This is a genomic window from Streptosporangium canum, assembly GCF_900113865.1.
GTDB lineage: Bacteria > Actinomycetota > Actinomycetes > Streptosporangiales > Streptosporangiaceae > Streptosporangium > Streptosporangium canum.
Genome location: NZ_FOQY01000053.1, coordinates 1 through 24,225 on the forward strand (window position 1 = coordinate 1; position 24,225 = coordinate 24,225).

The 24,225-nt window shown below is 68.5% G+C and carries 19 protein-coding genes, 1 tRNA gene and 3 pseudogenes; 9 read left to right on the forward strand and 14 right to left on the reverse strand.

Features of this window, described 5'->3' with window-relative positions:
• Positions 1-32: 32 nt before the first annotated feature.
• Positions 33-350 (reverse strand): hypothetical protein, encoded by a 318-nt coding sequence (locus tag BM085_RS40110; protein WP_093887160.1) that lies wholly within the window; start codon positions 348-350, stop codon positions 33-35.
• Between the two features lie 97 nt (positions 351-447).
• Between BM085_RS40110 and BM085_RS40115 the strand changes: the two genes are divergently transcribed.
• A complete protein-coding gene (locus BM085_RS40115; protein ID WP_218158696.1) occupies positions 448-1,641 on the forward strand; it encodes an IS630 family transposase in 1,194 nt (397 codons plus the stop codon).
• 91 nt (positions 1,642-1,732) lie between these two features.
• Positions 1,733-2,068, forward strand: coding sequence for a hypothetical protein (locus BM085_RS43980; RefSeq protein WP_143121299.1), 336 nt, complete (start codon positions 1,733-1,735; stop codon positions 2,066-2,068).
• Between the two features lie 80 nt (positions 2,069-2,148).
• Here the strand turns inward: BM085_RS43980 and BM085_RS40120 are convergent, their stop codons facing one another.
• From BM085_RS40120 to BM085_RS40155, 8 genes are all read right to left on the reverse strand, one after another.
• Complete coding sequence (locus BM085_RS40120) at positions 2,149-2,478, reverse strand: hypothetical protein (RefSeq protein ID WP_093891997.1); 330 nt, start codon at positions 2,476-2,478, stop codon at positions 2,149-2,151.
• Positions 2,479-3,160: 682 nt separating this feature from the next.
• On the reverse strand, positions 3,161-4,282 hold the full coding sequence (locus BM085_RS40125; protein ID WP_093891998.1) for a hypothetical protein: 1,122 nt from the start codon (positions 4,280-4,282) through the stop codon (positions 3,161-3,163).
• Between the two features lie 16 nt (positions 4,283-4,298).
• Positions 4,299-6,347: a methyltransferase, FxLD system gene (fxlM, locus tag BM085_RS40130; protein WP_093891999.1), complete on the reverse strand. Its 2,049-nt coding sequence runs from the start codon at positions 6,345-6,347 to the stop codon at positions 4,299-4,301.
• A gap of 36 nt (positions 6,348-6,383) precedes the next feature.
• Positions 6,384-7,445, reverse strand: a complete 1,062-nt coding sequence (locus BM085_RS40135; protein WP_093892000.1) for a lanthionine synthetase C family protein — start codon at positions 7,443-7,445, stop codon at positions 6,384-6,386.
• Positions 7,442-9,466 (reverse strand): lantibiotic dehydratase family protein, encoded by a 2,025-nt coding sequence (locus BM085_RS40140; protein WP_218158969.1) that lies wholly within the window; start codon positions 9,464-9,466, stop codon positions 7,442-7,444. Before BM085_RS40140 ends, BM085_RS40135 begins: the two co-directional genes overlap by 4 nt.
• A 62-nt stretch (positions 9,467-9,528) precedes the next feature.
• On the reverse strand, positions 9,529-9,702 hold the full coding sequence (locus BM085_RS43985) for an FxLD family lanthipeptide (protein ID WP_143121300.1): 174 nt from the start codon (positions 9,700-9,702) through the stop codon (positions 9,529-9,531).
• Positions 9,703-9,770: 68 nt separating this feature from the next.
• Positions 9,771-10,091, reverse strand: coding sequence for a hypothetical protein (locus BM085_RS40150; RefSeq protein ID WP_093892002.1), 321 nt, complete (start codon positions 10,089-10,091; stop codon positions 9,771-9,773).
• A 962-nt stretch (positions 10,092-11,053) separates the two neighbouring features.
• Complete coding sequence (locus tag BM085_RS40155; protein ID WP_177245511.1) at positions 11,054-11,497, reverse strand: recombinase family protein; 444 nt, start codon at positions 11,495-11,497, stop codon at positions 11,054-11,056.
• Positions 11,498-11,654: 157 nt separating this feature from the next.
• On the opposite strand from BM085_RS40155, the gene BM085_RS46560 reads away from it, so the two are divergent.
• The 3 genes and pseudogenes from BM085_RS46560 to BM085_RS47630 form a co-directional block, all read left to right on the forward strand.
• Positions 11,655-13,439, forward strand: a complete 1,785-nt coding sequence (locus BM085_RS46560) for an ElyC/SanA/YdcF family protein (RefSeq protein WP_245789976.1) — start codon at positions 11,655-11,657, stop codon at positions 13,437-13,439.
• Positions 13,381-14,181, forward strand: coding sequence for a WbqC family protein (locus tag BM085_RS40170; RefSeq protein WP_093892003.1), 801 nt, complete (start codon positions 13,381-13,383; stop codon positions 14,179-14,181). The genes BM085_RS46560 and BM085_RS40170 overlap by 59 nt, the downstream gene beginning before the upstream one ends.
• A gap of 324 nt (positions 14,182-14,505) precedes the next feature.
• A pseudogene (locus tag BM085_RS47630) lies at positions 14,506-14,724 on the forward strand (transposase); the annotation flags it as partial.
• A gap of 149 nt (positions 14,725-14,873) precedes the next feature.
• On the opposite strand, the pseudogene BM085_RS47635 reads toward BM085_RS47630, so the two are convergent.
• From BM085_RS47635 to BM085_RS43990, 3 genes and pseudogenes are all read right to left on the reverse strand, one after another.
• Positions 14,874-15,506 (reverse strand): annotated as a pseudogene (locus BM085_RS47635) (ISAzo13-like element transposase-related protein); the annotation flags it as partial.
• Between the two features lie 48 nt (positions 15,507-15,554).
• A complete protein-coding gene (locus BM085_RS40185) occupies positions 15,555-18,350 on the reverse strand; it encodes a tetratricopeptide repeat protein (RefSeq protein WP_093892005.1) in 2,796 nt (931 codons plus the stop codon).
• Positions 18,350-18,973 (reverse strand): hypothetical protein, encoded by a 624-nt coding sequence (locus tag BM085_RS43990; protein WP_143121301.1) that lies wholly within the window; start codon positions 18,971-18,973, stop codon positions 18,350-18,352. Before BM085_RS43990 ends, BM085_RS40185 begins: the two co-directional genes overlap by 1 nt.
• Positions 18,974-19,192: 219 nt before the next feature.
• Between BM085_RS43990 and BM085_RS47640 the strand changes: the two are divergent.
• Positions 19,193-19,354 (forward strand): annotated as a pseudogene (locus BM085_RS47640) (recombinase zinc ribbon domain-containing protein); the annotation flags it as partial.
• A gap of 45 nt (positions 19,355-19,399) precedes the next feature.
• Here BM085_RS47640 and BM085_RS40195 read toward each other — a convergent pair.
• Positions 19,400-19,831: a hypothetical protein gene (locus BM085_RS40195; protein WP_143121302.1), complete on the reverse strand. Its 432-nt coding sequence runs from the start codon at positions 19,829-19,831 to the stop codon at positions 19,400-19,402.
• A gap of 64 nt (positions 19,832-19,895) precedes the next feature.
• Positions 19,896-19,981: transfer RNA gene (locus tag BM085_RS40200), tRNA-Leu, on the reverse strand.
• Between the two features lie 164 nt (positions 19,982-20,145).
• Between BM085_RS40200 and BM085_RS40205 the strand changes: the two genes are divergently transcribed.
• The 3 genes from BM085_RS40205 (at position 20,146) to BM085_RS46570 (ending at position 24,164) form a co-directional block, all read left to right on the forward strand.
• The gene (locus tag BM085_RS40205) at positions 20,146-21,453 is read left to right on the forward strand and encodes a M20/M25/M40 family metallo-hydrolase (RefSeq protein ID WP_093892008.1); all 1,308 of its coding nucleotides are present in this window, start codon (positions 20,146-20,148) and stop codon (positions 21,451-21,453) included.
• A gap of 120 nt (positions 21,454-21,573) precedes the next feature.
• Complete coding sequence (locus BM085_RS40210; RefSeq protein WP_245789981.1) at positions 21,574-22,185, forward strand: hypothetical protein; 612 nt, start codon at positions 21,574-21,576, stop codon at positions 22,183-22,185.
• Positions 22,186-22,436: 251 nt separating this feature from the next.
• Complete coding sequence (locus tag BM085_RS46570; protein ID WP_093892010.1) at positions 22,437-24,164, forward strand: chaplin family protein; 1,728 nt, start codon at positions 22,437-22,439, stop codon at positions 24,162-24,164.
• Positions 24,165-24,225: the final 61 nt, after the last annotated feature.

Here is a 24,225-nt window from a genome sequence, read left to right on the forward strand (position 1 = left end):
CTAAGTGGTCCCGCCCGTAAGTTCTTCGGGGGTCAGCGTCCAAGGTAGAGGCCGCAGGCACAGTCGAGGGCTTCTTGAGGGCTGCCGGCGATGAGGCCGGTGGGCAGGATCTGGTTGTCGTATTTGCCGCTGCTGGCGAGGTAGAGCCCGAATCCCCAAATGGAAGCCGAGCCGCTGTAGCGCAACCGAAGGAGAGGCAGCCGGTCGCCGTCGGTCAGTTCGCCTTCGACATAGGCAAACTGACCGTGGTAGCGGATATGCAGGCTGGACAGCTCAGGCCAGTGGTCGCGGGCGTGCTGGCGCAGCCGCTGAGCAAGCGAGGTCTTGGTCGAGTCCGGGATCGCGGGCATGAGAGATATCTTGCCGTCCCCGGCGTGTCGATCACGGCGGGGCGGGCGGATCGGGCAGGGTCGCAGGGGTCCCCAAGATCTCCCCGAGAGTCCCCCAGTGCCTCTTCCCCGTGCCCGCCAGATCGTTCTGGCCGCGTCCGAGCGGCGTCGGCTCAAGAAGCTGGCCTACTCCCGCACCGCCCCCTACCAGCAGGTCGTCCGTATCCGGATCGTGCTGGACGCCGCGCACGGCTACGCCAACGCGCGTATCGCCCTCCGGCGGCAGGTCCATATCGACACCGTCCGGACCTGGCGGGGCCGCTATGCCGACCAGGGGATGGACGGACTGAAGGACCGGCCCCGATCGGGTCGGCCACCCCGCTTCAGCCCTGCTCAGCGGGCCGAGGTCAAAGCGCTGGCCTGCCAGCTACCGGCCGAGACCGGGGTGCCGCTGTCGCGGTGGAGCAGCGGCGACCTGGCGGCCGAGGTGACCGGCCGGGGCATCATCACGGCGATCTCGGCGTCGACCGTTCGCCGGATCCTGGCCGCCGCCGCGCTCAAACCCTGGCAGTACCAGTCGTGGGTGTTCATCCGCGACCCAGATTTCGCGATCAAGGCCGGCCGGGTGCTGGACCTCTACCAACGGGTCTGGGACGGCCGGCCGCTCGGCGGCGACGAGTACGTGATCTCCTGCGACGAGAAGACCTCGATCCAGGCGCGCTGCCGCTGCCACCCGACCCTGCCACCGGGATCGGCCCGCATGATGCGGGTCAACCACGAGTACGACCGCGGCGGATCGTTGGCCTACCTGGCCGCCTACGACGTCCACCGCTCCCGCGTGTTCGGGCACTGCGCGCCCACGACCGGCATCCTGCCGTTCATGACCCTGGTCGAACAGGTCATGACCCAAGAGCCCTACGCCTCGGCCAGCAGGGTGTTCTGGGTGGTCGACAACGGCTCCAGCCACCGCGGCAAGGCCGCCTGCGACCGGCTGGCCGCGCGCTTCCCCAACGCCGTGATGGTGCACACCCCGGTGCACGCCTCGTGGCTGAACCAGATAGAGATCTTCTTCTCCATCGTGCAGCGCAAGGTCGTCACACCCAACGACTTCACCAGCCTTGACCAGGTCAAAGACCGGCTCACCGCCTTCGAGCGTCGTTACAACGAGACCGCCCGGCCCTTCGAATGGGAGTTCACCCCGGCCGATCTCGAGGACCTGGTGGCCCGGATCGAGCGGCACGAACAGAAAGAGTGCTCCCAGCAGCCTCCCGGCCACAGCCACCAGCCTGCCGCACTGCCAACAGCCGCGTGAACCCCCGAAGAACTTACGGGCGGGACCACTAAGTGGCCCAGCGGCGACCTATTCGGATGGTCACGTGCCGCTCGTCCTACTTGGAGGGACCATGGCGCTAAGCCGCCGCGCCCGTGAAATGGCTGCGGAGATCAGGGGACACGACTGGAAAGACGCTCCATACCGGATGGATCGTGCCGGTCATCAGCGTCGCCACGACACCAGTAAACGCAGCGAGAAGGAACTCACCGCGAACGAGACCGAAAGCGTCCGTACAAACGTGGCGTGGGTGGCCGCACAGTGCCTCGGCTACGAGGACCCGAACTTCGACGTGGTCGAGTTCATGCGAGCTTGCGGCGTCGAAAGACTTTCGACCTCCTCTCTGCAGTACGGCGTACGCCGACTGGCCGATGGATCCTTCGACGAACCAGGAAGCGTCAACTGGTAGCAGGCCACAGGAACCTCGCACTGGCCGAATTACCTTCCGGCAGAGCAAACGATCATCGCTTGATCGGAGGGGTAGGGCACCTAATCCGTCTCTATCTCGCGCACCGGTAGTGGGTCAGAGCCAAGGTAGAGCCACTCTTCTACATTGCTGAAGGGGTATTCATCGCAGAAGGCCAGCCACTGGAAACCGCGTGCCCTCGCTATGGGCGCTACCTCACGAAACAGGTCGTGGTAGTAGCCAAGATCGATAGGTAAGTCGTTGAGATCGAAGCCAACCAAATCGATCACCACACTTCTGAGCTTTTCGTACTCCTCACACGGCCTCAGATCGACGATCAAAGAGGCTTTCACCTCTGTGACGTACAGATGAGGGCCGCCATAGCCTTCGAACTCGCCCGTGACATACCTCATCGCATGGCTCCGAGATGTGGTCCAAGAGCGGATTCCATCGAGGCTGTCGACACCCGGCTCGGGATGGGCGCGATACAAGGTGATCAAGAAGTCTCCGAGAGATCGAGAGCGTTCATGTCGACTGCTAGAGCATAGACGTGAGATCTCCGGCGCTACTTCGCCCGACAGGACGTCGGACTTCGGGCAATGTGCCTGATCATCACGACTTGCATGCCGGCGCGCTCAAGAGGCGACATCCCTCGCCCGGGCCGCCGGGCGAGGGGCAGTCTGATCTTGGACGGTGCCCAGGTAAGGCTGGCCGATACAAATCGGCTGTGGGTAGTTGGTCGATGGCGTCGTCCGTAATGCCTGCGGCGCTAGTCACATCGAGTGATTGGTGCCGGCGTCGCTGACCGCACGTCCGCCGATCTCTCCCGTAACGTGCTGGGGATTCAGTGACGAGCCGCCGTTGAGGTCTTACCCGCTCGCCGTCCTCGGTTGGTTGCGCGTTGGGCCGCCAGGCTTCACCATGCCGGGTCGTGACCATCAGCTCCGGCGCGTGCGCTCCCGCGAGGCCGTGGGGTGGGCTCTCCAGTAGCGTCGTCCCACGGCCGCGCCGCCCGGTTCGGGCCTGCGCCGGGCGGTTGCCGTGATTGGAGTGCGGGGTTCGCAACCACGGCCGGAGGAGCGATCATAGGTCGGCTCAGGCCGCTCCGTGTAGCTCGGCAAGCAGGGCACGCAGGCTGTCCTCGCCGTGACGGACTGCGGCAGTGAGGGCATCCAGGTGGGCTGCTGGGAGGTAGCCGGCGCCGAACCCCGAGGCGGTGAGCACGCCGGCGACTTCCTGTTCCTGCTGCGAGGTCATGCGGGAGCGCATCCCGTGGTGCCCCATGACCTCTCGGGCAGCGTAGGCGTCCGTGCAGGCCACGCCGACGACAGTGGACCGCAGGTCGGAGTCATATGCCGTGGGTCGGTCGGCGGTCAGGTCGAGCATGGTCAGGGTGAGCCGAGTCCGGAACGCTGTGGTCATCGGGTCGGGGTCGGTGATCAGCGCGAGAGTTTCCCGTCCCGCATGGTCCAGTTCGTCCTGTGGTGTCGGCGTGGTCGGAGGACGGCAGTAGACGCGCAGGATGGCGGCGACGGCGTTCTCCCATGGCTCTGTGGGAACGCTGGAGTCGATCATGGTGGCGGCCTGCTGCGGGAGGCCCTGTTCCATCAGCGACATGATCGTGAGCTGGCGGCCGTCGAGAAGCCGCTGACCGACGCCGCGGTGCGCGGCCATGGATTCGGCTGCCTCGGTCCAACGGCCGACGCTCGCGAGGGCTCTGGCACCGTCGATCAGCAGGGCGACCCACAGCTCCGTACAGATCTTGCGGTGGTCTGCGACGGTCCGGATCAACGGAGACAGGTCGACGTCGTGATCGCGGATGACGGTGGCGCCGCGCTGCTCGGCGGCCCGGTACAACTGCTGCAGCACCGCGAAGGCAGTGCCACCTTCACCTTCACGGATCAGGAGCCGGGCGATGTTCACCAGCGGCATCAGCGACATCACGGCGATGTCCTGGTCGAGGCTCCCGGCTTCGGCGAAGACCTTGTGCTGCCGCCAGCACAGTTCGGTTGCCAGGTCGGGCATGCCGCTGTCGGAGGCGATGAGCGCGGAGAAGTTGAGGACACCGCAGGCGCGGGCCACCCGCTTGGAGTGGTCCGCCGCGCCGGGTGTTTCGGCGGTCAGCGCGGTGAGCTCTGCAATGCGCTTGTCCAGTGGAAGCCCGGGGGGTTTGGGTCGGCAGACCAGCGGGATACGGGCGGCGATCGCAGGGTTCATCACGCTGCTCCCCTTCCTACGGCCAGTCGATGACGAGTCGGCTGTTGGTCTTGTCGATGACGAAGCGTGAGTCAGCGGCCTTCAGCAGGTCGCGGTTGGCGGCCGTGGCCATGCGGAAGCCGGGGGCCGGGGCGTCGTTGCCGTAGTAGCGGTCCCATTCCTGGATCGCGGCGGCGACCTGCTCGGCTAGGTCGGCGGCGCGCGGGCCGTGACCGATGACGCCGATCTCCCAGAACCGGCCCACGGTGTCTTCACCCTCGCGGACGGTCAGATAGGCCAGGCTGTCGCCGTCGAGCGCCGCCATCGAACCCCACCCGAAATGCGGGGTGAACCCGGGCCGCCGGCCAGGTACCCGAGATAGGCCGTTGGGCAGGACGCACGCCAACCACAGATAGACCCACTCCCAGGGTGAACCCTGCCGGAGCTTCACGCCCGTGTAGACCTGGTAGGAGGGCTCGTCCAGGACGGTCCGCATCGCCTCCCGGTCCACGAGCTGCTCACTGTAGGTTTCCAGCCGGACATTGCCCTCCCCGGCCATGGGGACCACCGTACGGACGTCGTCACACACGCCTTTACGCAGCGGGACGAACGTGGCCATCTCGCAGGAGACGGTCTTCCAGGTCTCGCCGTCGCCGTCGCGCTCGAAGGCGAAGGAGCGGGAGATACTGCCGCGGATCCGCATCGGGATGACGAGACGGCCGTCCGGGGCCAGTTGATTCAGGACGGGGAGGGGGATGTCACCGGCGCCCACGGTGAACTGGATCCGATCGAACGGGGCATGCTCGGGCAGACCGGCCGCGCCATCGGCCAGCAGCGCGGTCACGTTCGACGCGCCAGCAGCGGCCAGATGCTTCGCGGCGGTGCTGACGAGGTCAGTGTCGACGTCCACCGTCCACACGCGGCCGACGGGGGCGACGAGCCGCCCGAGGAGAGCGGCGTTATAGCCGGTAGCCGCCCCGGCCTCCAGGACCTTGTGGCCGGGCTCTGCGCCCAGTTGCTCCAGTTGGGTGGCGACGATCGACGGCGCGGAGATGCAGGAGATCATCTCGCCGTCTCGGTCGTTCTTCACCGACACGGCGTCATCGACGTAGGCGGCGACGACCTCGACGTCGGGGATGAACCGGTGGCGCTCGACGTCCCGGAAGGCGTCGATGATCGCGGGAGTGCGCAGGTGGCTGGAGCCGATGAACTTGTCCACCATGGCGTTGCGCAGCTCGGCGGGGTCGGTCGTGGTGATGGTGCTCTCCATCCTCTTGAAAATAAGGGTTACGGGTGCGGACTGACTGCTGGACACGGTGGCTGGGTCGCCGTCTCCGAAGGCGACGTTCCAGCCCAACCAGGCCGCGGCAGCCTGCTCGGCCACGGGTGTGGCCGCGCGGTTAAAAGCGAAGATCGCGTGGTGGGCGAGGACCGCGCGCAGCCCTCGCCGGAGTTGCCCACTGGTCGCGAGCCGGGCCAGGCGGCGGCCGGCGTCCTCGAACGCGGCGACGCGGTCAGGCCAGCCGGGTTCGGTGGTGTCCCGCTTGGCGGCGTCGGCGTGCACGAGGCGCCGCATGGCAGTGATCGCAGACGCCTGGTAGGCCGCCTGCGGTGGGTCGATTGCCGGGCGGAGGTTGCCGAATGTCGCCCACACGTCGCTGATCTCGAACGGGTCGAGGCCCGCCGCGCGGTTCATGGTGGAGAGCAGCAGGATGCACCGCTCACGGGCGTACGGGCTGCCGGTCTCGGCCAAGGCCGCAGGGCTGTCGGCGCACCACACCTCGTGGGCGATGGCCATACCCTGCTCGCCGCCGAAGGTTTCGATCTCCGGTTCGTAGATGCCGCCAACCCAACCGGCCACGACCTCGTCGGCGACGAGCTGATCGAGCAGGTCGGCAGCGGGCCTCTCGGTGCGAAGCCGGAGATTGCCTTCCTTGCGCAGGAAGTGGAAACGCCAGCCGGACAGCGCGGCCGCGAGTGCGGTCGCAGCCTTCGGGGTCGCTCCGGCATCGCCGGGAAAGCGGATGGTGGCGTGCCACCACTTCGGTTCGTCGGGCAGCGGTAGGTTCTCGTCGTTCCAGTCCATGTCCTCGGTTCGCTCCTGCTCGGTTGTGGTGACGGGTTAGTTGATCAACAGGGCGCGGGTCCAGCCAGTCACGTTGGAGCCCTTCAGCGCCATGACCGCCCCGGCTCGGCCTTCCATGAACCCGGGCTTGGACAGTGTGGGGATCCCCGCTTCTAACCTCTGGCGGGTCTGCCGGATGGGCTCGGCGAACCGGTCGGGGGTACGGCTGTCGGCGGCGAGGGCGGTCGTGACGGTCAGCAGCCCGGCCCAGCCGTGGCAGAGGGACGCATCGGTGACCCGGCTCAGGCGGGCCGGGTCGGTGAGGGCGGCGATGGCGAGTTCTTCGGCCTTCTGCCTACGGGTGTCGTCGCCGAGCGCGCAGGCTGCCAGTTGCAGCGTGCGGGCGATACCAAGGTCCCCGTAGCACCAGGAGGGGCGCAGGGGCGGCGCCTGCAACGCCTCAGCGGCGAGCGGGTCCAGGGTGATCCAGTAGAAGGAGCCGAACTTCTCCAGCCAGGCCGTGAACGTCTTGATGGCGCCTATCTGGCCTTCCACCAGGACGCCGCGGCAGGTGGCGAGAGATAGCAGCGCCAACGGGCCGGCGATGCCGTGGGCTACCCCGTTGTTCGCGTGGCCACCGGTGATCTCCTCATGCGTGGGGCTGTCCGGCGACCACCACCCGGGCAGGACCTGGGCATCGGCTTCGGCCGGGACCGCCAGCGTCACCAGGTAGGCCAGCACCTCCTGCAGCAGCGGCGGCGGCGAGCCTGCTCGGGCAAGCAGCACCACCCCCAGCCCGGTGAGCCCTCGGATGAGATCGAATTCTGCCAGTGCCGGGAGCCGGGTCGCCTTTCGCCGACAGCGGGCCGCGGCGAGCCGAGCGGTCACGACCCGGTCGACGGCCGCCTGAACGGTCTGGTCGGTGCGCCCGGCACGGCCAAGCACGAACTCCAGGGCCGGGGCGCCGTGGAACAGAGAAGCGTTGGAGCCGGTGCTGACGCCACCGGTGACCGCCTCGGCCAGCAGGGGCCGCGCTGCGGCAAGGTTGCCGCGCTCGATGTGCAGCAACGCTATCCCCAGCGCGCCCTCGGCCAGGGCCTGCGTCGTGGGCGGGCTCATCGGCCCGCCCTTACCGCGACGACGATGCTGTGGGCCCGCCCGCCGATCCATCCATCCATGTCCGGCGGTGGCGCCTCGTAGAGCACCGCGATAGGAGAGCCGCACAGGTGCGTACGGAGCACGTCCAGGTCCATCTCCCCGGTGAGGTCCAGCAGCAGGCGCTGATCGTCCATGGCCAGGAGCACACGGTCAGGCACACCCGCCCGGCCGCGCCAGGCGTGCAGCTGCGCGGCCCACTCCTCCAGGGATGCCGCACGGCCGGGCAGGGCGCGGGCCCGAAGCTGCCAGCGGGCGGCAACGACGATGCTGCGCCGATAGTGCAGCCCCGGCGTGAACGGCAGCGTCCACGCCGCACCCCAGTCGAACCAGGTCACCTGCGGAGTCGCGGCACGGCTGATCTCGGCCAGGAACCGGGCCAGCGGCGGGGTGAAGTTGTTCCACATGAAGTTGAGCGCGGTCGGCGCGAGCAGCTCCAGGCGCTCCCCGGTGGCGGCCACCGCGAGGTAGAGGTGGCTACCGCGCAGACCTACGACCAGATCAGAGGGGACGAAAACCGTGGCGTCGCTGCCCCGGTGCTCTCCGACGCTGACCAGCTTCGGCAGGACTTGCGGGGTGCGCGTGAGCAGGTCGGCCTCGACGCGGGAGGGATGGAACGACAACTGAGCCAGTTCCGCCACAGGGTCAACCGTGGGAAGGGCCACTTGCCCGGCGGCCTGCGGGAATAGGTGCCCGAATCGTCCCGTCATCGTGCCTGCCGCCCTGGAGACGGTGTGAACGCGGACGCGGAAGTCGCCTCGGTCGAGCGCTGGGAGGGAATGGGCTTGGACCTGTGCGCACACCTCGAAGTGCGGTGCCAGGGCGGTGGGTTCGCCTGCGGCCGCCTCCAACTCCTCGATGAGCGGCTCGGACAGGATCACCGTCCGGTGGCGTTCGACGGCGGCGGTCCCTGCGAGATCCAACAGCAGCCGGTCGCGTCGCGACATCGGTCGTGGCGGCTCGGACACCGAGCCGAACCCGTCAGGCAGGCCCAACCCGTTGTCCGGGTCAACGAGCTGCTCCAGGCCGACCTCGGCGTCTTCACCCCATCGGGCGGCGAACTGCTCGGTGTAGCGCCGCCACGCCCGAGTGCCGGTTGGGTTGGCCGCGAGCCTGGCCAGCACGGTTGCTACGGTTTCCATCTCGACCGCGACGGCCTCCGGTAGTCGAACCTTGGCGTTCAGCCGTAGGTCCACGTACGCCTCCCGATCGCGGGCGTCCAAGGCGACGGCAGGCAGGACGGCTGCCGGGTCAACGATCGTGGCGGGGGCACGCAGTGCCGACAGCAGCAGCCGAAGCCGCAGCAGCTCCGCGAGGAACGCCGCCTGGTGGTGTTCCTCCACCTGCGGGAACTCTGCGGCGAGTTTGCCCGTGAGCGCCGCATACCGGATGGGTGACTTGGCCGCTTGGAGAACGAGCGTCAGCGCAGGCGTCAGTGCGAGGGAGAACTCCGACGCGCCCTCGGACGGCACGAAGACGCGGCCGCCGCGCACGTACACCAGGTTGTTGACGCACACCTCGACGGCTGCCATCGACGTGCCGTCGGCCTCCTGGGTGTTGATCACCTTGTCCAGCGCCCGGGGGTCGGCTCGGGTGACGATCTCGTGCTCATCCCCGACAAGCACGGCGGATGTCTCGCCGAAGTCGACCAGGCAGACGCCGGCGAACAGGCCGAACGGCGTGGACCGGTGCTCATACCTGATGGCGTACCGGGCGACCGCGAGTGCGGCGCGACGCGCCCGGCGAGCGTTCGACAACCGCCCATCCAGAACTGCCTCCACCTGGCGGGCCAGGTCCAGGCTGGCACTGGAGACCGCGCGCCGGAACGTGTCATCGGCCCAGATCGGGCCGAGCCAGGAACGCCACTGCTCGGGGGACGCGGCGGGCCCCGGCCACTGCGGCAGGGCAGGGGCGGAAAGGTTCACCGCCGCGCGCAGCATCCCGGCGCCCGTGCACCGGTACAGGGTCCGCCGCGACCGCGTCATCACTCACGCTCCGTTCTGGGGAAGAAGGGGGCGCGGGCCCGTACGGACCCGCGCCCCGCGGACTACGAGGTCGTGCAGGCGCTCGGGCAGGAGGTTCCGCAGTTGTCGCCGGTGCTGCACATCAGCACCGTGTCGGCCGCCGGGGTGTTCTCGATGAATTCGATGTTGAGGGCGAACGGGTCGAACGTCTCTCCCGTGTCGACCGTGGCGGTCTCCTCCGGGGTCAGAGTGCTCATGTCTCTACTCCTTGTCCTGTTTCGGGTTCCTGACGTGGGGTGTCCACGCCAGCCGGGCAGGGGCATAGTCAGCCCGCTTCCGCCTGGTTCACGTACGGGTCGGCCTCGTACCATTCGCCGCGGCTGGTGTGGTCAAGGTGGTGCTTGCGCACCAGGGCGGCGTACATCTGGATGACGTCGCGGTAGGCCCGGCCTCGGCTGGTTTGCTCGTGCCCGCGCCTGTCGGCGGGACGGAGCACGAAGAACTCGCCGCCCTCCGACGCCAGTTCGTACCGGCCGCAGCACGAGGTGTGTCTGACCCGGAGGATGGCGCCATGTGACGTGTACGGCTCCCACTCGGGGGTGGGGCCCTCCTGCTTGACCGCCTGCGGCTGGCGGGTTCTCGTCATCCTCGTCTGCTCTCTCCACGGGGCGTGCGGCCCGCTGGGGGAGGAAGGCGGACAACCTGCACTCCTCGACAGGGTGCCCGCCTTCCCCCGCCTGGCCGGCCCGCTGGCGAGCCTGCGCGCTCGCCACGTGGGAAGGGTCCGGCCAGGATCTGGAGCCCGCCGCCCACGACGGCCTCCCGGGGTACATCGTGGGCGGCGGGTCGTAGGCGGCGCGGGGCAGCATGGGCGCTAGGTAGGGGCATGGGCCCGCGCCGGAGTACGTGGACGGCCGCACGTTGTGAGCCTGCTCGGCTGTCTACGCCAAGACGAGGAGGAGCAACACGGCCACCCGGCGACCGCCAGGAACGCGTCACTGTACGTGAACACGATGCGCTCCCGCCTGGTGTGGTCTGGGGCCCCGAGGTCTTCCGGGCCGGCGGGGTGCTGCCAGGTCCGGTGATCGTCTTGGGGCCGCCTCTGGCAGATCCTCACGGCCACCCGGAACGGGTGTAGTGGGTGGCCGGTCCGCGGTCATGGCGCGCGGGGAGGTCCGCCAGAGATCAAGTTCAGCTTCCTGCATGCGCTGCCACAGCTCGGTGGCGCTGCGCCCCATGACGGTGCGACATAGCCGCGGGTCGGAGCACTCCCACGCCTGCAGGACCCGCCAGTACGGGCGCCACAGGACAAGCCAGCGGGGCGCCCGCGCCTGTATCAGTTTGGCGACCTCGATGGCGCCGGGGTCATACCGGGGCTGCATCGAGCACTTCACGAAGGTGGACGGGGAGGCGACAGCCCGCGCGATAGCCGCTGCGTTCTCTTGGACGACCTCGGTTACCCCAGGAATCGCCCCCTTCAGCTTGCCGGCGGCTGCACGGTCGGCCTCGAAGCCGTCCTTTTCGGAGCCTGCGAGCGCGGCGTACGTGCGCTCTACCGCTGGCACGTCCGGGTTGAATTCGCTGCCGGGCGGTGGTGCGACGAAGGTGTCAATCATCATGGGGTCCTTGGCGAGTTGGTTCGAGCTGGCCATGGGGAACGGCGCGGGCCAGAGTCACGACTGGTCGGCCGGCGGAAGAGCCAGTGGTACGGAGGGCTCCCCGCACGACCAGCAGCCGCGCCCCAATCGCGTTCAGCTGTTCCCGCCGCCGAGTCGCGACGGGCTTCTCGCCCAGGTGGTGCGTAGTGGGCAGAACCACCCCGTAGGCGCCGGACATGAGAAGGACGTCCAGCAGGCCGGCGAAGGCCGGGTCGTCCGACGATGCGGCCCCTCGATCGGTGAAGATGCCGCAAAGCTGCAGTTCGTGCTGCTCGCAGTATTGGGCGAGGGCTACCGTCAGGGCGGCGTGCCGCTCGGGCGTCGAACGATGCAGCCGCAGGTACCCGTAGACGATCGGGCCGTCCACATCGTGTTGTTCGGTGAGTGTCCACAAGGTAGCCGTCCTTACCGTGGCCGGGGCTTACGGCCCGCTCTTTGAGCATGGCCAGCCCCGACCCCGCTGGATACGACCCGCTGTCGCACTTGCGTTGCACTTCCGTAGGCCCTCGGTACCTCTACGTGCTTCCATGGCCGTGGAAGGGAGCAGCGACGTGACGACCGTGCATGAGTGGACCGGTCTCGAAGCGCGTGCACTTCGCCGAGCCCTGCGGATGAGCGTGCGGGTGTTCGCGCAGCACCTCGGCGTGGCTCCCCGCACCGTGGCGAAGTGGGACCAGCTCGGTACCACTACTCGGCCACGTCCGGACACCCAAGCCATCCTGGACACCGCACTCGCCCGCGCGAATTCGGCGACTCACCTGCGGTTCGAGACGCTGCTCTTGGAACTCGGCCAGGACGTGGACCAAGGGCTGAGAGTCACCCGGATGGGACCACGGGCCTGGGACTACGAGACCTGGACAGACGACCTTGACCGGGCTGTGGTCGCTCTTAGCCGCCAGAGCTTCAGCTACGCCACCGACCTACTGAAGCGATGGCTCACCCGCTACGACCCGCACGCGTTGGACGACAAGGGTCTTTACCTGTTCGCACGATCGACGACGCTGTTCGGCGACCTCCAGCGCGACCAAGGAGCAGTCGCCGGCCCATTGTCCGCTCGCCGCTCCTACCTCAACGCCCGATCGATCTATGGACAGCTCGACATCCCCCGTCGTATCGCGCAGCTCGACCTTTCGTTGGCGGTGGTCGCCGAGATGGGGGGCCGGTTGGACGAGGCCGCCAAGGAATATGAGGCGCTGGCGGTGGACGACCGGCTCTCACCACGCGACAGGGCGCGAGCCCGGCTGTGGGTGGGGACCGCCCTGAGCAAGAACGACAAGAATGACTACGCCGCCCGCCTGATGACGACCGCCATCCGCGAGTTCGAGAACCTCGGCGAACCCGAGGACTGGTCCGTCGCGCACCAGAAACTCGCTCTGGCCCACCGTGGCGCAGGGAACCTCTCGGAGGCGCTACGCCTGATCGACCTCGCCCGCGCCACCGCAGTCACCGATGCGCCCATGCAGCGGGTCCGGCTGGAGACGGCTTACGGGCACGTCCTGCTTTCGGATCGGGCCACCGTGGATGATGGGGTGGTGATCCTCGACCGTGCCGCACGCGAGGCCGCGCAGCACGGGCTCGCGCACCAACTGCGCAGCATCGAGGGCATCCAGCGGACCATCCAGGGGGAGATCCGCCTCCCTCTGCCACGGCGACCAGGGAGCAACCGAGTGAGCGTCAAGCAGCAGGTCATCACCGACGAGCAGTGGCAGCACGCCCACACCATCTGGGACTACCACCAGATGCACCACGACCTGAGCCGGTGTGACGTGGCCATTGGCCTGGGCAGCCACGATCTGGGGGTGGCACGCGCGGCGGTCGACCTGCACCGCGCCGGCTGGTTCCCGCTGCTCGTCTTCTCCGGTGCCACCAGCCCCACCACCGCGGCGCGCTTCCCCCGAGGCGAGGCCGTCCACTACCGCGAGCACGCGCTTGACCTCGGCATGTCCGACGAGGCGATTCTGCTGGAGCCGAATGCCATCAACACCGGCCAGAACATCGCACTGTCCCGCCAGGTGCTGGCCGATGCAGGTATTCGGCCTGGTTCGGTGCTCCTGATCTCCAAGCCGTACATGGAGCGCCGGGCCTACGCCACGGCACGAAAGGTATGGCCCGAGGTCGAGGTGGTGTGCGCCTCCGAGCCGCTTGAGCTGGACGACTACGTTAGCTCGATCGGCGATCCGAAGTTGGTCATCGACATGCTCGTCGGCGACCTCCAGCGCGTGATCGAGTACCCCAAGCTCGGCTACGCCATCGAGCAGCCCGTCCCAGGAGAGGTCCATGACGCCTACCAGGCTCTTCTCCGCGCCGGATTCGACAGCAGGCTCCTTACGCCCTGACCTGCCGTACGGCGAGGTGTGCGCCATCCACCAGCCCAACCTCTTCCCCCGGCTGGTGACGCTGGCCAAGCTGTTCGCCGCCGACTACTGGATCGTCCTGGACGATGTGCAGTTCGCACGCAGGGACTACCAGCACCGTGCGCGCCTCGCCTCGCTCGACGGCTCGTGGCAGCCGCAGTGGCTCTCCATTTCCACCTATCTGCCATACGGCCGCTTCACTTCCATCCGCGGAGCGCGTCTGGCCGATCCCTCCCGCTGCCGGCGCCGTGTCGTTCAGCTCCTCGCCGACCACTACCGGCGCAGTGCCTACTGGCCGTCGTTCAAGAGGGGGCTCGAACCCGTACTCGCCGCGTTCGAGAGTACGGATCGACTGGCGGACGTGACGGAGCTGTCCACGCGCCTGCTGCTGGAGGAGGTCGGGTGGCAGGGGCAGATCCTGCACAGCAGCGATCTGCTCGCACCTGGTGAACGTTCGCAGCGCCTGGCCGACCTGGCATGGCTGACAGGCGCCACGACCTACCTGTGCGGGACCGGGGGCATGCGATACCTGGACCCGGCCGCTTTCCGGGTCCACTCGATCGAGGTTCTCCCGTTCCAGGCCCGCGGATCGGGCATATGGGCATCCGCCCGGGAGGTGAGCGCGGTACACGCCCTGATGCTCGTCGGGTCGGGTGCTCTGGGGCAGGAACTGGAGGCTTTGCGCGGACGGGTTCTTGAGGACGATTCCCGATCTAGTGTCTAGCCCTGCTGGGCTTTGGAGATCGGTTCGCCCTCCTCACCATGCCGGCTCATGGCACTCCGGTTCCTCGGCAAGGATCCCGACAGCCCCCAGGTTGCCATCCACTCCGCGAACAACCCGCCGCACAAGTTGTGCTGACAGGGGCGAAAAATCCCGAACGCGGTGATCCTTCCCGAAATTTCGGGATCAGCTTGTCAGAGGCGACTTGCGCACGGCTTGGAACCTGCCGGTTCACTCCTCCGGCGACAGGCCGTGGCACTTCCCCCTGGTTGGTGGACACGCTGATGCTGGATCTTGCTCGATCCGGAGGAAGCGAGAAGACCGTCGATGGCGTTGAAGGACTACTTGGAGGAGTTCAAGGCCGATGCCGTGGCCTTGTACGAGTCCACCCCCGGCGCGACCTGCAAAGGCATCGCCGCCGATCTCGGCGTGAGCCGGGGCGGCCTGCGTGCGTGGGTACTGCTCGCACGTGCCCGCCGAGGTGAGGAGCCGGTCAGGCCGCCGACCAGTTCGGACAGCGGGCGCGCCCGGCAACCCTCCAGGGCGAGCGATGAGATCGCGGAGCGGATCGCTCAGCTGGAAGAGCGCGTGCGTGAGCTGGAGGCCAGCGAGAAGAAGCTCACTACAGAACGCGACATTCTCCGTAAAGCGGCCAAATATTTCGCCGGGGAGACGCACTGGTGAGGACCCGTTAATTAACTACTGCCCGAGTTGATGTTGGTTTCGTAGGCGGTGATCTCGTTTTGGAGGGCCTCGATCGAGCGGGGCGGGTAGGTCCGGCGGCGGGGCTGGGCGAGGATTGCGGCCAGGTCGGGGGAGGCGAAGCCCAGCAGGGGCCTGGTCCGGTGGGCGTGGTAGCTGAGGGTGTTGCGGTCTCGGCCGAGTAGCCGGGCGGCCAGGGTGAGCGTGACGGTGTTGCGGTGGCTTAGCACCGCGGCCAGGACGCGGTGCTGGTGGTCGAGGAACCCGAACCCGGGGTTGTATCCGCGCCGGTTGATGCCCTTGCGTTTCTCACGTTCGGCCTCGGCCAGGGTCTGACGCCAGGGTTCGAGTTCGGTCACGAGTCGGTCGAACTGGTCGCGGGACATGCCGGTCAGGGCGGGATGGGTGAGCAGGTAAGTGCCCTCAGCCGGGATCGGGGGCGCCTTCGCCTGTTGCGGCTCGGCTGGTGGCGCCGTGCTGGGATCGTAGGGCGCGATCGTGTAGTTCCACTCGCCGTGGAAGTCGTCACGCTGGACGCGCTGCAGGAGTACCTGGCGCTGCTCCTTGGTGAGGGTGCGGCCGGTGGGGTAGTCGCCCTCGTCCAGGACGGCGCTGACGGTCAGGCCGGGAACCGACGCAGGCCCGCTCCGAATCTGGCGCCGACCCTCCCATCGCTAAGGAGGGTAGGCATTGGCCCGTTCACGGGTGGCCAACATGTTGTCACACACGATCTTGGTCAGCGGGTGGTCGACTCCTAGGACACGTTCACATACGGCGAAAGTCTCCTCGTACAGTGCGATGGCCCGGCCCACATCCCCGGCGGCCCGGTAGGCGTTGGCGAGGTTGTTACAGGAGTTCAAGGTAGAGGGGTGGTCCCCGCCCAGCACTCGCTCGCGACCCGTCCGGGCTTGGTCGAACAGCGGGATAGCCCGAGCCTGATCTCCAGCAGTCTGGTAGGCGCCAGCGAGGTTGTTGCGGCAGGTCAAGGTCTGGGGATGGTCGACGCCCAGTGTCCGCTCGAAGTCGGCCAGAACCTGCTCATACAGAGGGATGGCCCGGGCCGGATCCCCCACCTCCAGATACATGTAGGCGAGATTGTTACGGGTGGTCAGAAGGTCGGGATGGTTTCCGTCCAGCATCCGACCCTCAGCGGCCAAGGCTTGCTCCATCAGCGGGATAGCCTTACTCACATCCCCCGCCGCACGATAGGCGGTGGCGAGGTTGACCCGGGAGGACGAGGTGTGGGGGTGCTCGTCGCCTAACACACGTTCCCGATCGGCCAACGTCCGCTCCAGCAGCGGGATGGCCCGGCCAAAGTCCTCCTCCATATCCCGGTAGGCGCCAGCCAGGTTGCCGCGCGATTGCAGGGTGTCCGGGTGATCGTCGCCCAGCACTCGTTCTCGATCGGCCAGTGTCCGCTCCAGCAGCGGGATGACCTGATCCATGTCCCCGGCCGCGTGGTATGTGAGAGCGAGATTGTTTCGGCAGTTCAAGGTGTCGGGGTGGTCCTCGCCCAACGCCCGTTGATAGATAGGGAGGGCCTGCTCGAACAATGTGATCGCCTGATCCAGGTCTCCCGCATCCTTGTGGGCGAGGGCGAGGTTGCTGCGGGAAGTCAACGTGTCAGGGTGGTCGCCGCCCAGCACCCGCTCCTGATCGGCCAAGGCCCGCTGATACAGCGGGATCGCCCGATCCAGATCTCCCGCGTCGGCGTAGGCGAGGGCGAGGTTGTTGCGAGAGGTCAGGATGTCAGGATGGTCGGCGCGCAACACCCGCTGCCTATCGGCCAGGTTCTGCTCGAACAGATGGATCGCCCTGCCCAGATCCCCCGCATCTTGATATGCGTAGGCGAGGTTGTTACGACAGCCCAAAGTGCGGGGATGGTCGCCGCCCAGCACCCGCTGAAAGGCGCCCAGATTCCGCTCGTGCAGCGATACGGCCCGCGTCACATCCCCCGCGGCCCGGCAGACGTTGGCGAGACTGTCACGGGAGGCCAGAGTGTGAAGATGATCGCCGCCCAGCAACCGCTCCCGGTCGGTGAGGGTCTGCTCATGCAGCGGGATCGCGCGTCCCGGATCGGCGAGGTTCTCAAGATAGGTCCCACACCAAGCGCGTAAAGAGAGCAGCTCCTCCGAAGGTTCACCCCAGCCACACGTCACTGTGTAGAGGGCGGAGGTCTGCTCGACCAGCATGTCGACGGCGGCACGCGCCGCCCAGGTCGCGGCGCCATCTGGGATCTGGCCGTTGAAGCGGTGCAGCAGACCTACGGCGCCCTCCAGCACCTCCCCCAGATGACTCCCGGCCTCCCCCCTGGAGACGTCGACGTGATGCTGGGCGCGTTCGCGCAGCACCCGGTTGGTCAGACGGTGCATGAGTACCGTGGCGCCGTCCTCGCTGAAGCTGATCAGCGAGGTGTCGGCCAGATCGGCCAGCAACTGGTCGATGCCCTCGGCGGCGGGGCCGGGGTCGGGGTCGGTGGTGCCATACAGGACCGTCCGCGGAACACCGGCCTCCGACAGCACCGCCAGCAGTTCCAGCATGTCCCGCGCGGTGGGGACGGCCTGTTCGATCTGGTCGACGGACAACAGGATCGCCGCAGCGGTTCCGTGCGGATACTCATCATGAGCCTGCGACGGCAGGTACCGGTCCAGGGGATAGCCGCGCAGTAGCCGCACGTAGGCGGGATAGTTCATGCGCCGCCGGTCGATGTAGGCGCCGGCCTGCCCGACCGCCAGCGGAAGACACCCCAGCTCGTCGACTACCTCTTCGGCGCCGGGGCCGGTGAGGCGGGTGCGCTGGTGCAGGAAGGACACCGCTTGATCGGGGGTGAAAACGCCAACGCCGATCTCGTCATACAGGGTGTGGAAAGCGCGGTTGCGGGTGGTGATCAGGACGCGGGCGGCACCGGTTGCCGGACACCAGCGCCGCACCTGATCCACCGCCGTGGCGTTGTCGAACACCAGCAAGGCCGGATGATCGGCGGCCGCCAGCCAATCCCGTGCCCTGACTGCGGAAGCGAAGGCGTCCTCTTCGGGGACGGCGACCTCCAGCCGGCGGGCCAGAGCGGCCAGGCCCGTGACGATGTGATCCTCGCTCTCGGCGGTGATCCAGGCGATGACCGGCCACCTGGCCCGCTGGCAGGCCCAGGTATAAGAGGCGGCCAGCAGGCTCTTTCCCACCCCCGGGGTGCCAGTGACCGCGTCGATCACGGCCGCGCCGTGCCCGTCCACCCGCTCATGCAACCGTGCCAGCAGGCCGGCGCGTTCTTGGAAGGCGCGCGGCCGCTGCGGGACGTCACCCTCGACGATCTGCCTGATCGGCGAGGCAGGAAGCGGGGGCAGGTTGAAGATGAACTGATCACGACCGGCCTGATACACCCGGCTGTCCCCGGAGGCCTCAGCCTCCATCCGGATCGACTCGCCGCGACCTTGGCCCGCCTCGTTGTTCCCTGCCGATGCTGACGCGCTCATCACTCGTTGATGGTCTGGTTGCCGCCGGCCTGATACACCCGCCCCGACCCGGACGCTTCCGCGCTCATCCGCACGTTCCGCGCGTTGTCCCCGGTGGAGACGATCCCGCTGTTATCCCCGCTGATGACCACCGACCGCTCACCCGGGCCTTGGCCTTGATCTTCACTCTCGCCGACGGCCGAGGCGGCCGAGGCGGCTGAGGTGGCAGCCGGGGCAGAGCGGGTGAGCAGGTGTGTCACCCACGTCAGGACGGCTGAGAACGCCACCGCGACCAGGATCCACCACCACGCCCACTGGCCGTCGCTCAGGATCTGGTTGACAGCCACGCCGACCGCAACCGGCAATACCGCCGCACCCGCTGGCAACAACACCCGGAACGCACCGGAACCCATTCGCGCCATAGCGCCATCATCGCCACAAACCTGCGCCTCGTTCACTGGAACCGCCCACAGCCCGATCTCAATCCCGCAACCGTTCACCTGTACCACGCCGAGACCTGAAGCCGACCTCCAGAAAGGACAGGGCGCCGGGCCATCTCCGGTAGCCACGCCGGAAGGAATGCTCATCAGATCGGCATCTTCCGAACGCCAGGCCTTGGCGAATGTCACAACCACGACACCCATCTCCACCAGCGATAACGCATGGACCGCAGAGACAAAAGGGGAGACGGCAAGGGCGGGACGCGTACACCAGCCAAGGAGACCAGATCGTGGTGGACACACCTGGCAAGCGGCGTGGCGGGCACGAGCGGCGTCACCAGCCGTCGGACCCAGAAGCCTGATGCCACACCGTCGGTGTCCGGGCTACGGGGGAAACTCACAGAGGATTTCGACGCCGTGCAGATGACGCTGACGGGGCGAGGCGATCGCCACACCGACAAGACCCGCAAGCGCACCCCCAAGCCGTACCAGCTCCGGGGGCTGCTGTACTGCGGTGTCTGCGACCGCAGAATGCAGGGCCAATGGGTCAACGACGCGGCCTACTACCGTTGCCGCTTCCCCGAGGAGTACGCCCTGGCCAACCACCTCATGCATCCCCGCAACGTCTACCTACGAGAGGACCGCGTCGTTCCGCGACTGGACCGCTGGCTCGGCCGGCTGTTCGCGCCCCACAACGTTGATCAGACTCTCGACGTCTTGGCGGCCGCACAGGACGTGACACCGCCCGAGGCCCAAGCACTCGCTGTGGCACGCCGCCAGATCACCGAGTGCGACCGCAAGCTCGCCCAGCATCGGGCTGCCCTTGAGGCGGGCGCCGACCCGGCGCTCGTCGCCGGATGGATCCAGGAAGAGCTTGTCGGCAAGACCGCGGCCGAGCAACGCCTCGGCCGCGCGCACGTACTGCCTCAGAGGCGGATGGGGCGTGATGAGCTGGCGGAGATCACGCACAGGCTTGGAGACATGGTGCGAGTTCTCTCGAATGCCGACTCGATCCGGAAGGCCAAGATCTACGCGAACATCGGACTGCGGCTGGTCTACCACCCGTCAAAACAGAAAGTCCTGGTCACTTCGTTAAGTGACCAGGACCCTATGGGATACCAGTTTGTGTCCGAGGGGGGACTTGAACCCCCATGCCCCGCAAAGGGCACTAGCACCTCAAGCTAGCGCGTCTGCCTATTCCGCCACCCGGACTTGGTGCCTGCACGCGGGACCGTCATCCCGCGTCGGCGGACTCAGGTTAGCAAACTCTTGGGCTCGCGTCATATCGGTAAGCGGCCCGCCCTTGGGGGGATGTCCGCAGGCGTCCGGCGGCGGCAGGATGGAGGCGCAAGCCGTACCAAACCGAAGGAGTCGACATGACCGCGCTCAATGGCGAGGACGAGGTCGCCGGGCTGTGCCGTGACCTGATCCGGATCGACTCGACCAACGCGGGCGACAACTCCGGCCCCGGCGAGCGGGCCGCCGCCGAGTACGTGGCCGGCAAGCTGGCGGAGGTCGGGTTGGAGCCGCAGATCCTGGAATCGGACAGCCGCCGGGCGAACGTGATCGCCCGCATCGAGGGGGAGGACTCCTCCCGCGACGCGCTGCTGCTCCACGGCCACCTCGACGTCGTCCCGTTCGACGCCGGCGACTGGACCCACCACCCGCTCGGCGGGGAGATCGCCGACGGGTGCGTCTGGGGGCGCGGCGCGGTCGACATGAAGAACATGGACGCGATGATCCTCGCGGTCGTCCGGCAGCGGCTCAGCGAGGGGCGCCGCCCGCCGCGGGACGTGGTGCTGGCGTTCACCGCCGACGAGGAGGCCGGCGGCACCTACGGCGCGCAGTGGCTGGCCGACAAGCACAAGGACCTGTTCGACGGGTGCACCGAGGCGATCGGGGAGGTCGGCGGGTTCAGCGTCTCCATCGACGAGGCCCGCAGGCTCTATCTCATCGAGGCGGCCGAGAAGGGCATCGCCTGGATGCGGCTGACCGCCGGCGGCCGGGCCGGGCACGGCTCCATGCTCAACGGTGAGAACGCGATCACCGAGCTGGCCGAGGCGGTCGGCCGCATCGGGCGCTACGACTGGCCGGTACGGCTCACGCAGACGGTCAGGACCTTCCTCACCGAGACCTCCAAGGCGCTGGAGCTCGAACTCGACCTGGACGACGCCGAGGCGACCGTGGCCAAGCTCGGGCCGCTGGCCCGGATGATCGGCGCCACGCTGCGCAACACCGCCAACCCCACCATGCTGCAGGGCGGCTACAAGGCCAACGTGATCCCGCAGACCGCTACCGCGCACGTGGACGGCCGCTTCCTGCCCGGATACGAGGACGAGTTCTTCCAGACGATCGACGAGCTGCTCGGACCCAACGTGACCAGGGAGTTCGTCTACCACGACATCGCCCTCGAGACCGGTTTCGACGGGCCGCTGGTGCGGGCGATGGCCGACGCGCTGCTCGCCGAGGACCCGGGCGCGCTCGCCGTGCCGTACACCCTGTCGGGCGGCACGGACCTGAAGGCATTCAGCCGGCTGGGCATGCGCGGTTTCGGGTTCGCGCCGCTGAAGCTCCCGGCGGACTTGGACTTCTCTGGAATGTTCCATGGGGTGGACGAGCGGGTGCCGGTGGATTCGCTCCGGTTCGGGGTCCGGGTGCTTGACCGCTTCCTGGACGGTTGCTGAGACATTCCATGGAAACCCATTGCTCTGACTCGCCGTAGTGTTAACGTAACTCTCCGTTGAGGGGTTGGGCCATGCGACAAGCGGCCCACCCGGGAGCTTTGGGGAGGTCACGTGGCACGGATGCCGCAGGGGCAGTGGAGGGCGTCCTCGCCCGCTGTCCAGCGCGTGCCCGTGGCCGTTCCCGCCGACGACGCGATCTTCGCCTGGGCTGACCGGATGGCGCGGTTCGCGGCCGGCACCCGGCAGATCGTCAGGCGGGTCTTCGCGATCGGCGGCCTGCTGGCCGCCGGTTGGTTGCTCGCAGTCGTCTTCGGGCTCCTTGGCGCCGCTCCGGCGGCCGCGGACACCACCGCGGCGACGGGAGTGGCGCATTCCGACGCCCCCGACTCAGCCGCTTCCGGATCGGCCCTTCAGGCCGGTGTCTTCCCCACGGACAGCGGTGGGCTGTCGGCGACAGGAAACGCCGAAGCCATGGCCGGGCGAGGTGTGGACGGGCTCACCAGCCAGTCGAAGCCGACCTCCCCGGCACCCGCCACCGTCGACCACAGCTCTGGCGCCGACGGGTTCGTGCCTCAGAGCAGCGGTGGCCCCGGCCTCTCCGGGCCGGGTGTGGGGGACGTCTCGCGGTTCGTCTACGACCCGCGGTTGACGGCGCGGCGCGCCCCGCTGGCGTGCGTGCTCCCCCCCGTTGTCCGCACAGCGGCGGACGACCCTTCCTTCTCCCCTGACTGACTCCGCCCCCTGGACCGGCCTCGTTCCCCAAGTGGGACCCGCCGGTCGCGGAGCGTCTCCCAGTCCCGTCTTCAGGGCCTTGGTCCCCATCTCCAGGGGAGCCGCCCGTCCATGACGGTGAGCAATCTCCCATCCCTCGTGACGGCCGTCGGGGCTTCCGCTGTGCGGGCTCTCGTCAGGACCTCGCATGGCCTCGCACGCCGGCCACGAGATGTCAGGTATCCCCCCAAGAACCGCAAGGAGCATCAATCATGCGTACGTGGGTTAAGAGCACAACCCCCGCGGCACTGCTCACGCTGGGTGTCATGACCCTCGGCAGCGGTACGGCGTTCGCGGACACCTCCGGCGACAACTCCATCGGCGGCGGCAACCAGGTCAACATCCCGATCTCCCTGCCGATCGACATCAGCGGCAACGCCGTCGGCGTCGTCGGCGACGCGTCCGCGGCCTCCAAGGGCGGCGCCTCCGTCGAGAACACCGGCGGCAACGGCATCCCCGGCCAGACCTCCGGCCGGGGCAGCGTCCTGGGCGGCAACCAGGTCAACGCCCCGATCACCGCGCCGATCAACGCCTGCGGCAACGCGCTGTCCCTGTTCGGCAGCTCCGAGGCGGGCTGCAAGGGCGGCGCGTCGGTCGGGCACGGCGGCGGCCGGGGCGGGGCGGGCGGCAACCGCACCAGCGGTGACCACAGCGTCCTGGGCGGCAACCAGGTCGTGGCGCCGATCACCGCGCCGATCAACGCCTGCGGCAACTCGGTCGCGGTCTTCGGTGCCGCCGACGCGGGCTGCAAGGGCGGCGCGTCGGTCAGGAACGGCGGCGGCCGGGGCGGGGCGGGCGGCAACCGCACCAGCGGTGACCACAGCGTCCTGGGCGGCAACCAGGTGGTGGCGCCGATCACCGCGCCGATCAACATCTGCGGCAACTCGGTCGCGATCCTCGGCAAGGCGTTCTCCGGCTGCAGGGGCGGCGCCGAGGTGACCGACGGCGGCCGGCCCGGTAAGCCGGGCAAGCCCGGCTACCTGGGAGGGCACGGCGGGCACGGCGGCTGGCGTCCCGGCTCGACCGGCAACGACACCGACGGCCGCTTCGGCGCCGGCAGCGGCAACCAGGTGATCGCCCCGATCGCCGCGCCGATCAACGTCTGCGGCAACGCGGTCGGCAACGGCGCGGCGGGCTGCGAGGGCGGCGCGTCGGTCAAGAACGGCGGCGGTGGCGGGGCGGGTGGCAACCGTACGTCGGGCAGGTCCGGTGTGCTGGCCGGCAACCAGGTGGTGGCGCCGATCACCGCGCCGATCAACGTCTGCGGCAACGCCGTGGCCGTCCTCGGCAAGGCCTTCGCCGGGTGCAAGGGCGGCGCGTCGGTCGGGCACGGCGGCGGCCGGGGCGGGGCGGGCGGCAACCGCACCAGCGGCGACCACAGCGTCCTGGGCGGCAACCAGGTGGTGGCGCCGATCACCGCGCCGATCAACATCTGCGGCAACGCCGTCGCCGTCCTGGGCGACGCCGCGGCGGGCTGCCTGGGCGGCTCCCACGTCGGCACGCCGGCCGGCGGGCACCGCGGCCACGACTACGGCCACTGGGCCCAGCGGGTCGGCGCCCACAAGAGCAGCGGCCTGGTGCCCGCGCTCCCCGTCGCCCCCGCCAAGCCGGGGCAGCGCGCGCACGGCTCCGACCTCCCGCAGTTCCCCCTCGTCGGTGAGGCGCGGGACGCGGCCGGCCTGCCCGGCACTCCGGCGACCGCCCGGAGCACGGGGCGGAAGGCCGACTCGCCGCTGGCCCCCGCGACCGACCTGGTCTCCTCGACCCCGCTCGGCGGCGCCCTCCCCGTGGGCGACCTCGGCCTGATGAGCGCCGCCCAGCCCGCCGGGGTGACCGGGATGAACCCCGGCTCGCTGGCGGCCCTGCTGGCCGGTGTCATGGCCGCCGCCTCCGCGACGCTTTTCGCGACCACCCGCCGCGTCCGCTTCGGCAGGAAGTAAGCGAGAAGTAAGACAGCAGTAACTCTTCAGCCATGTCCCCTCAGATCCACTGGGGGAGGCG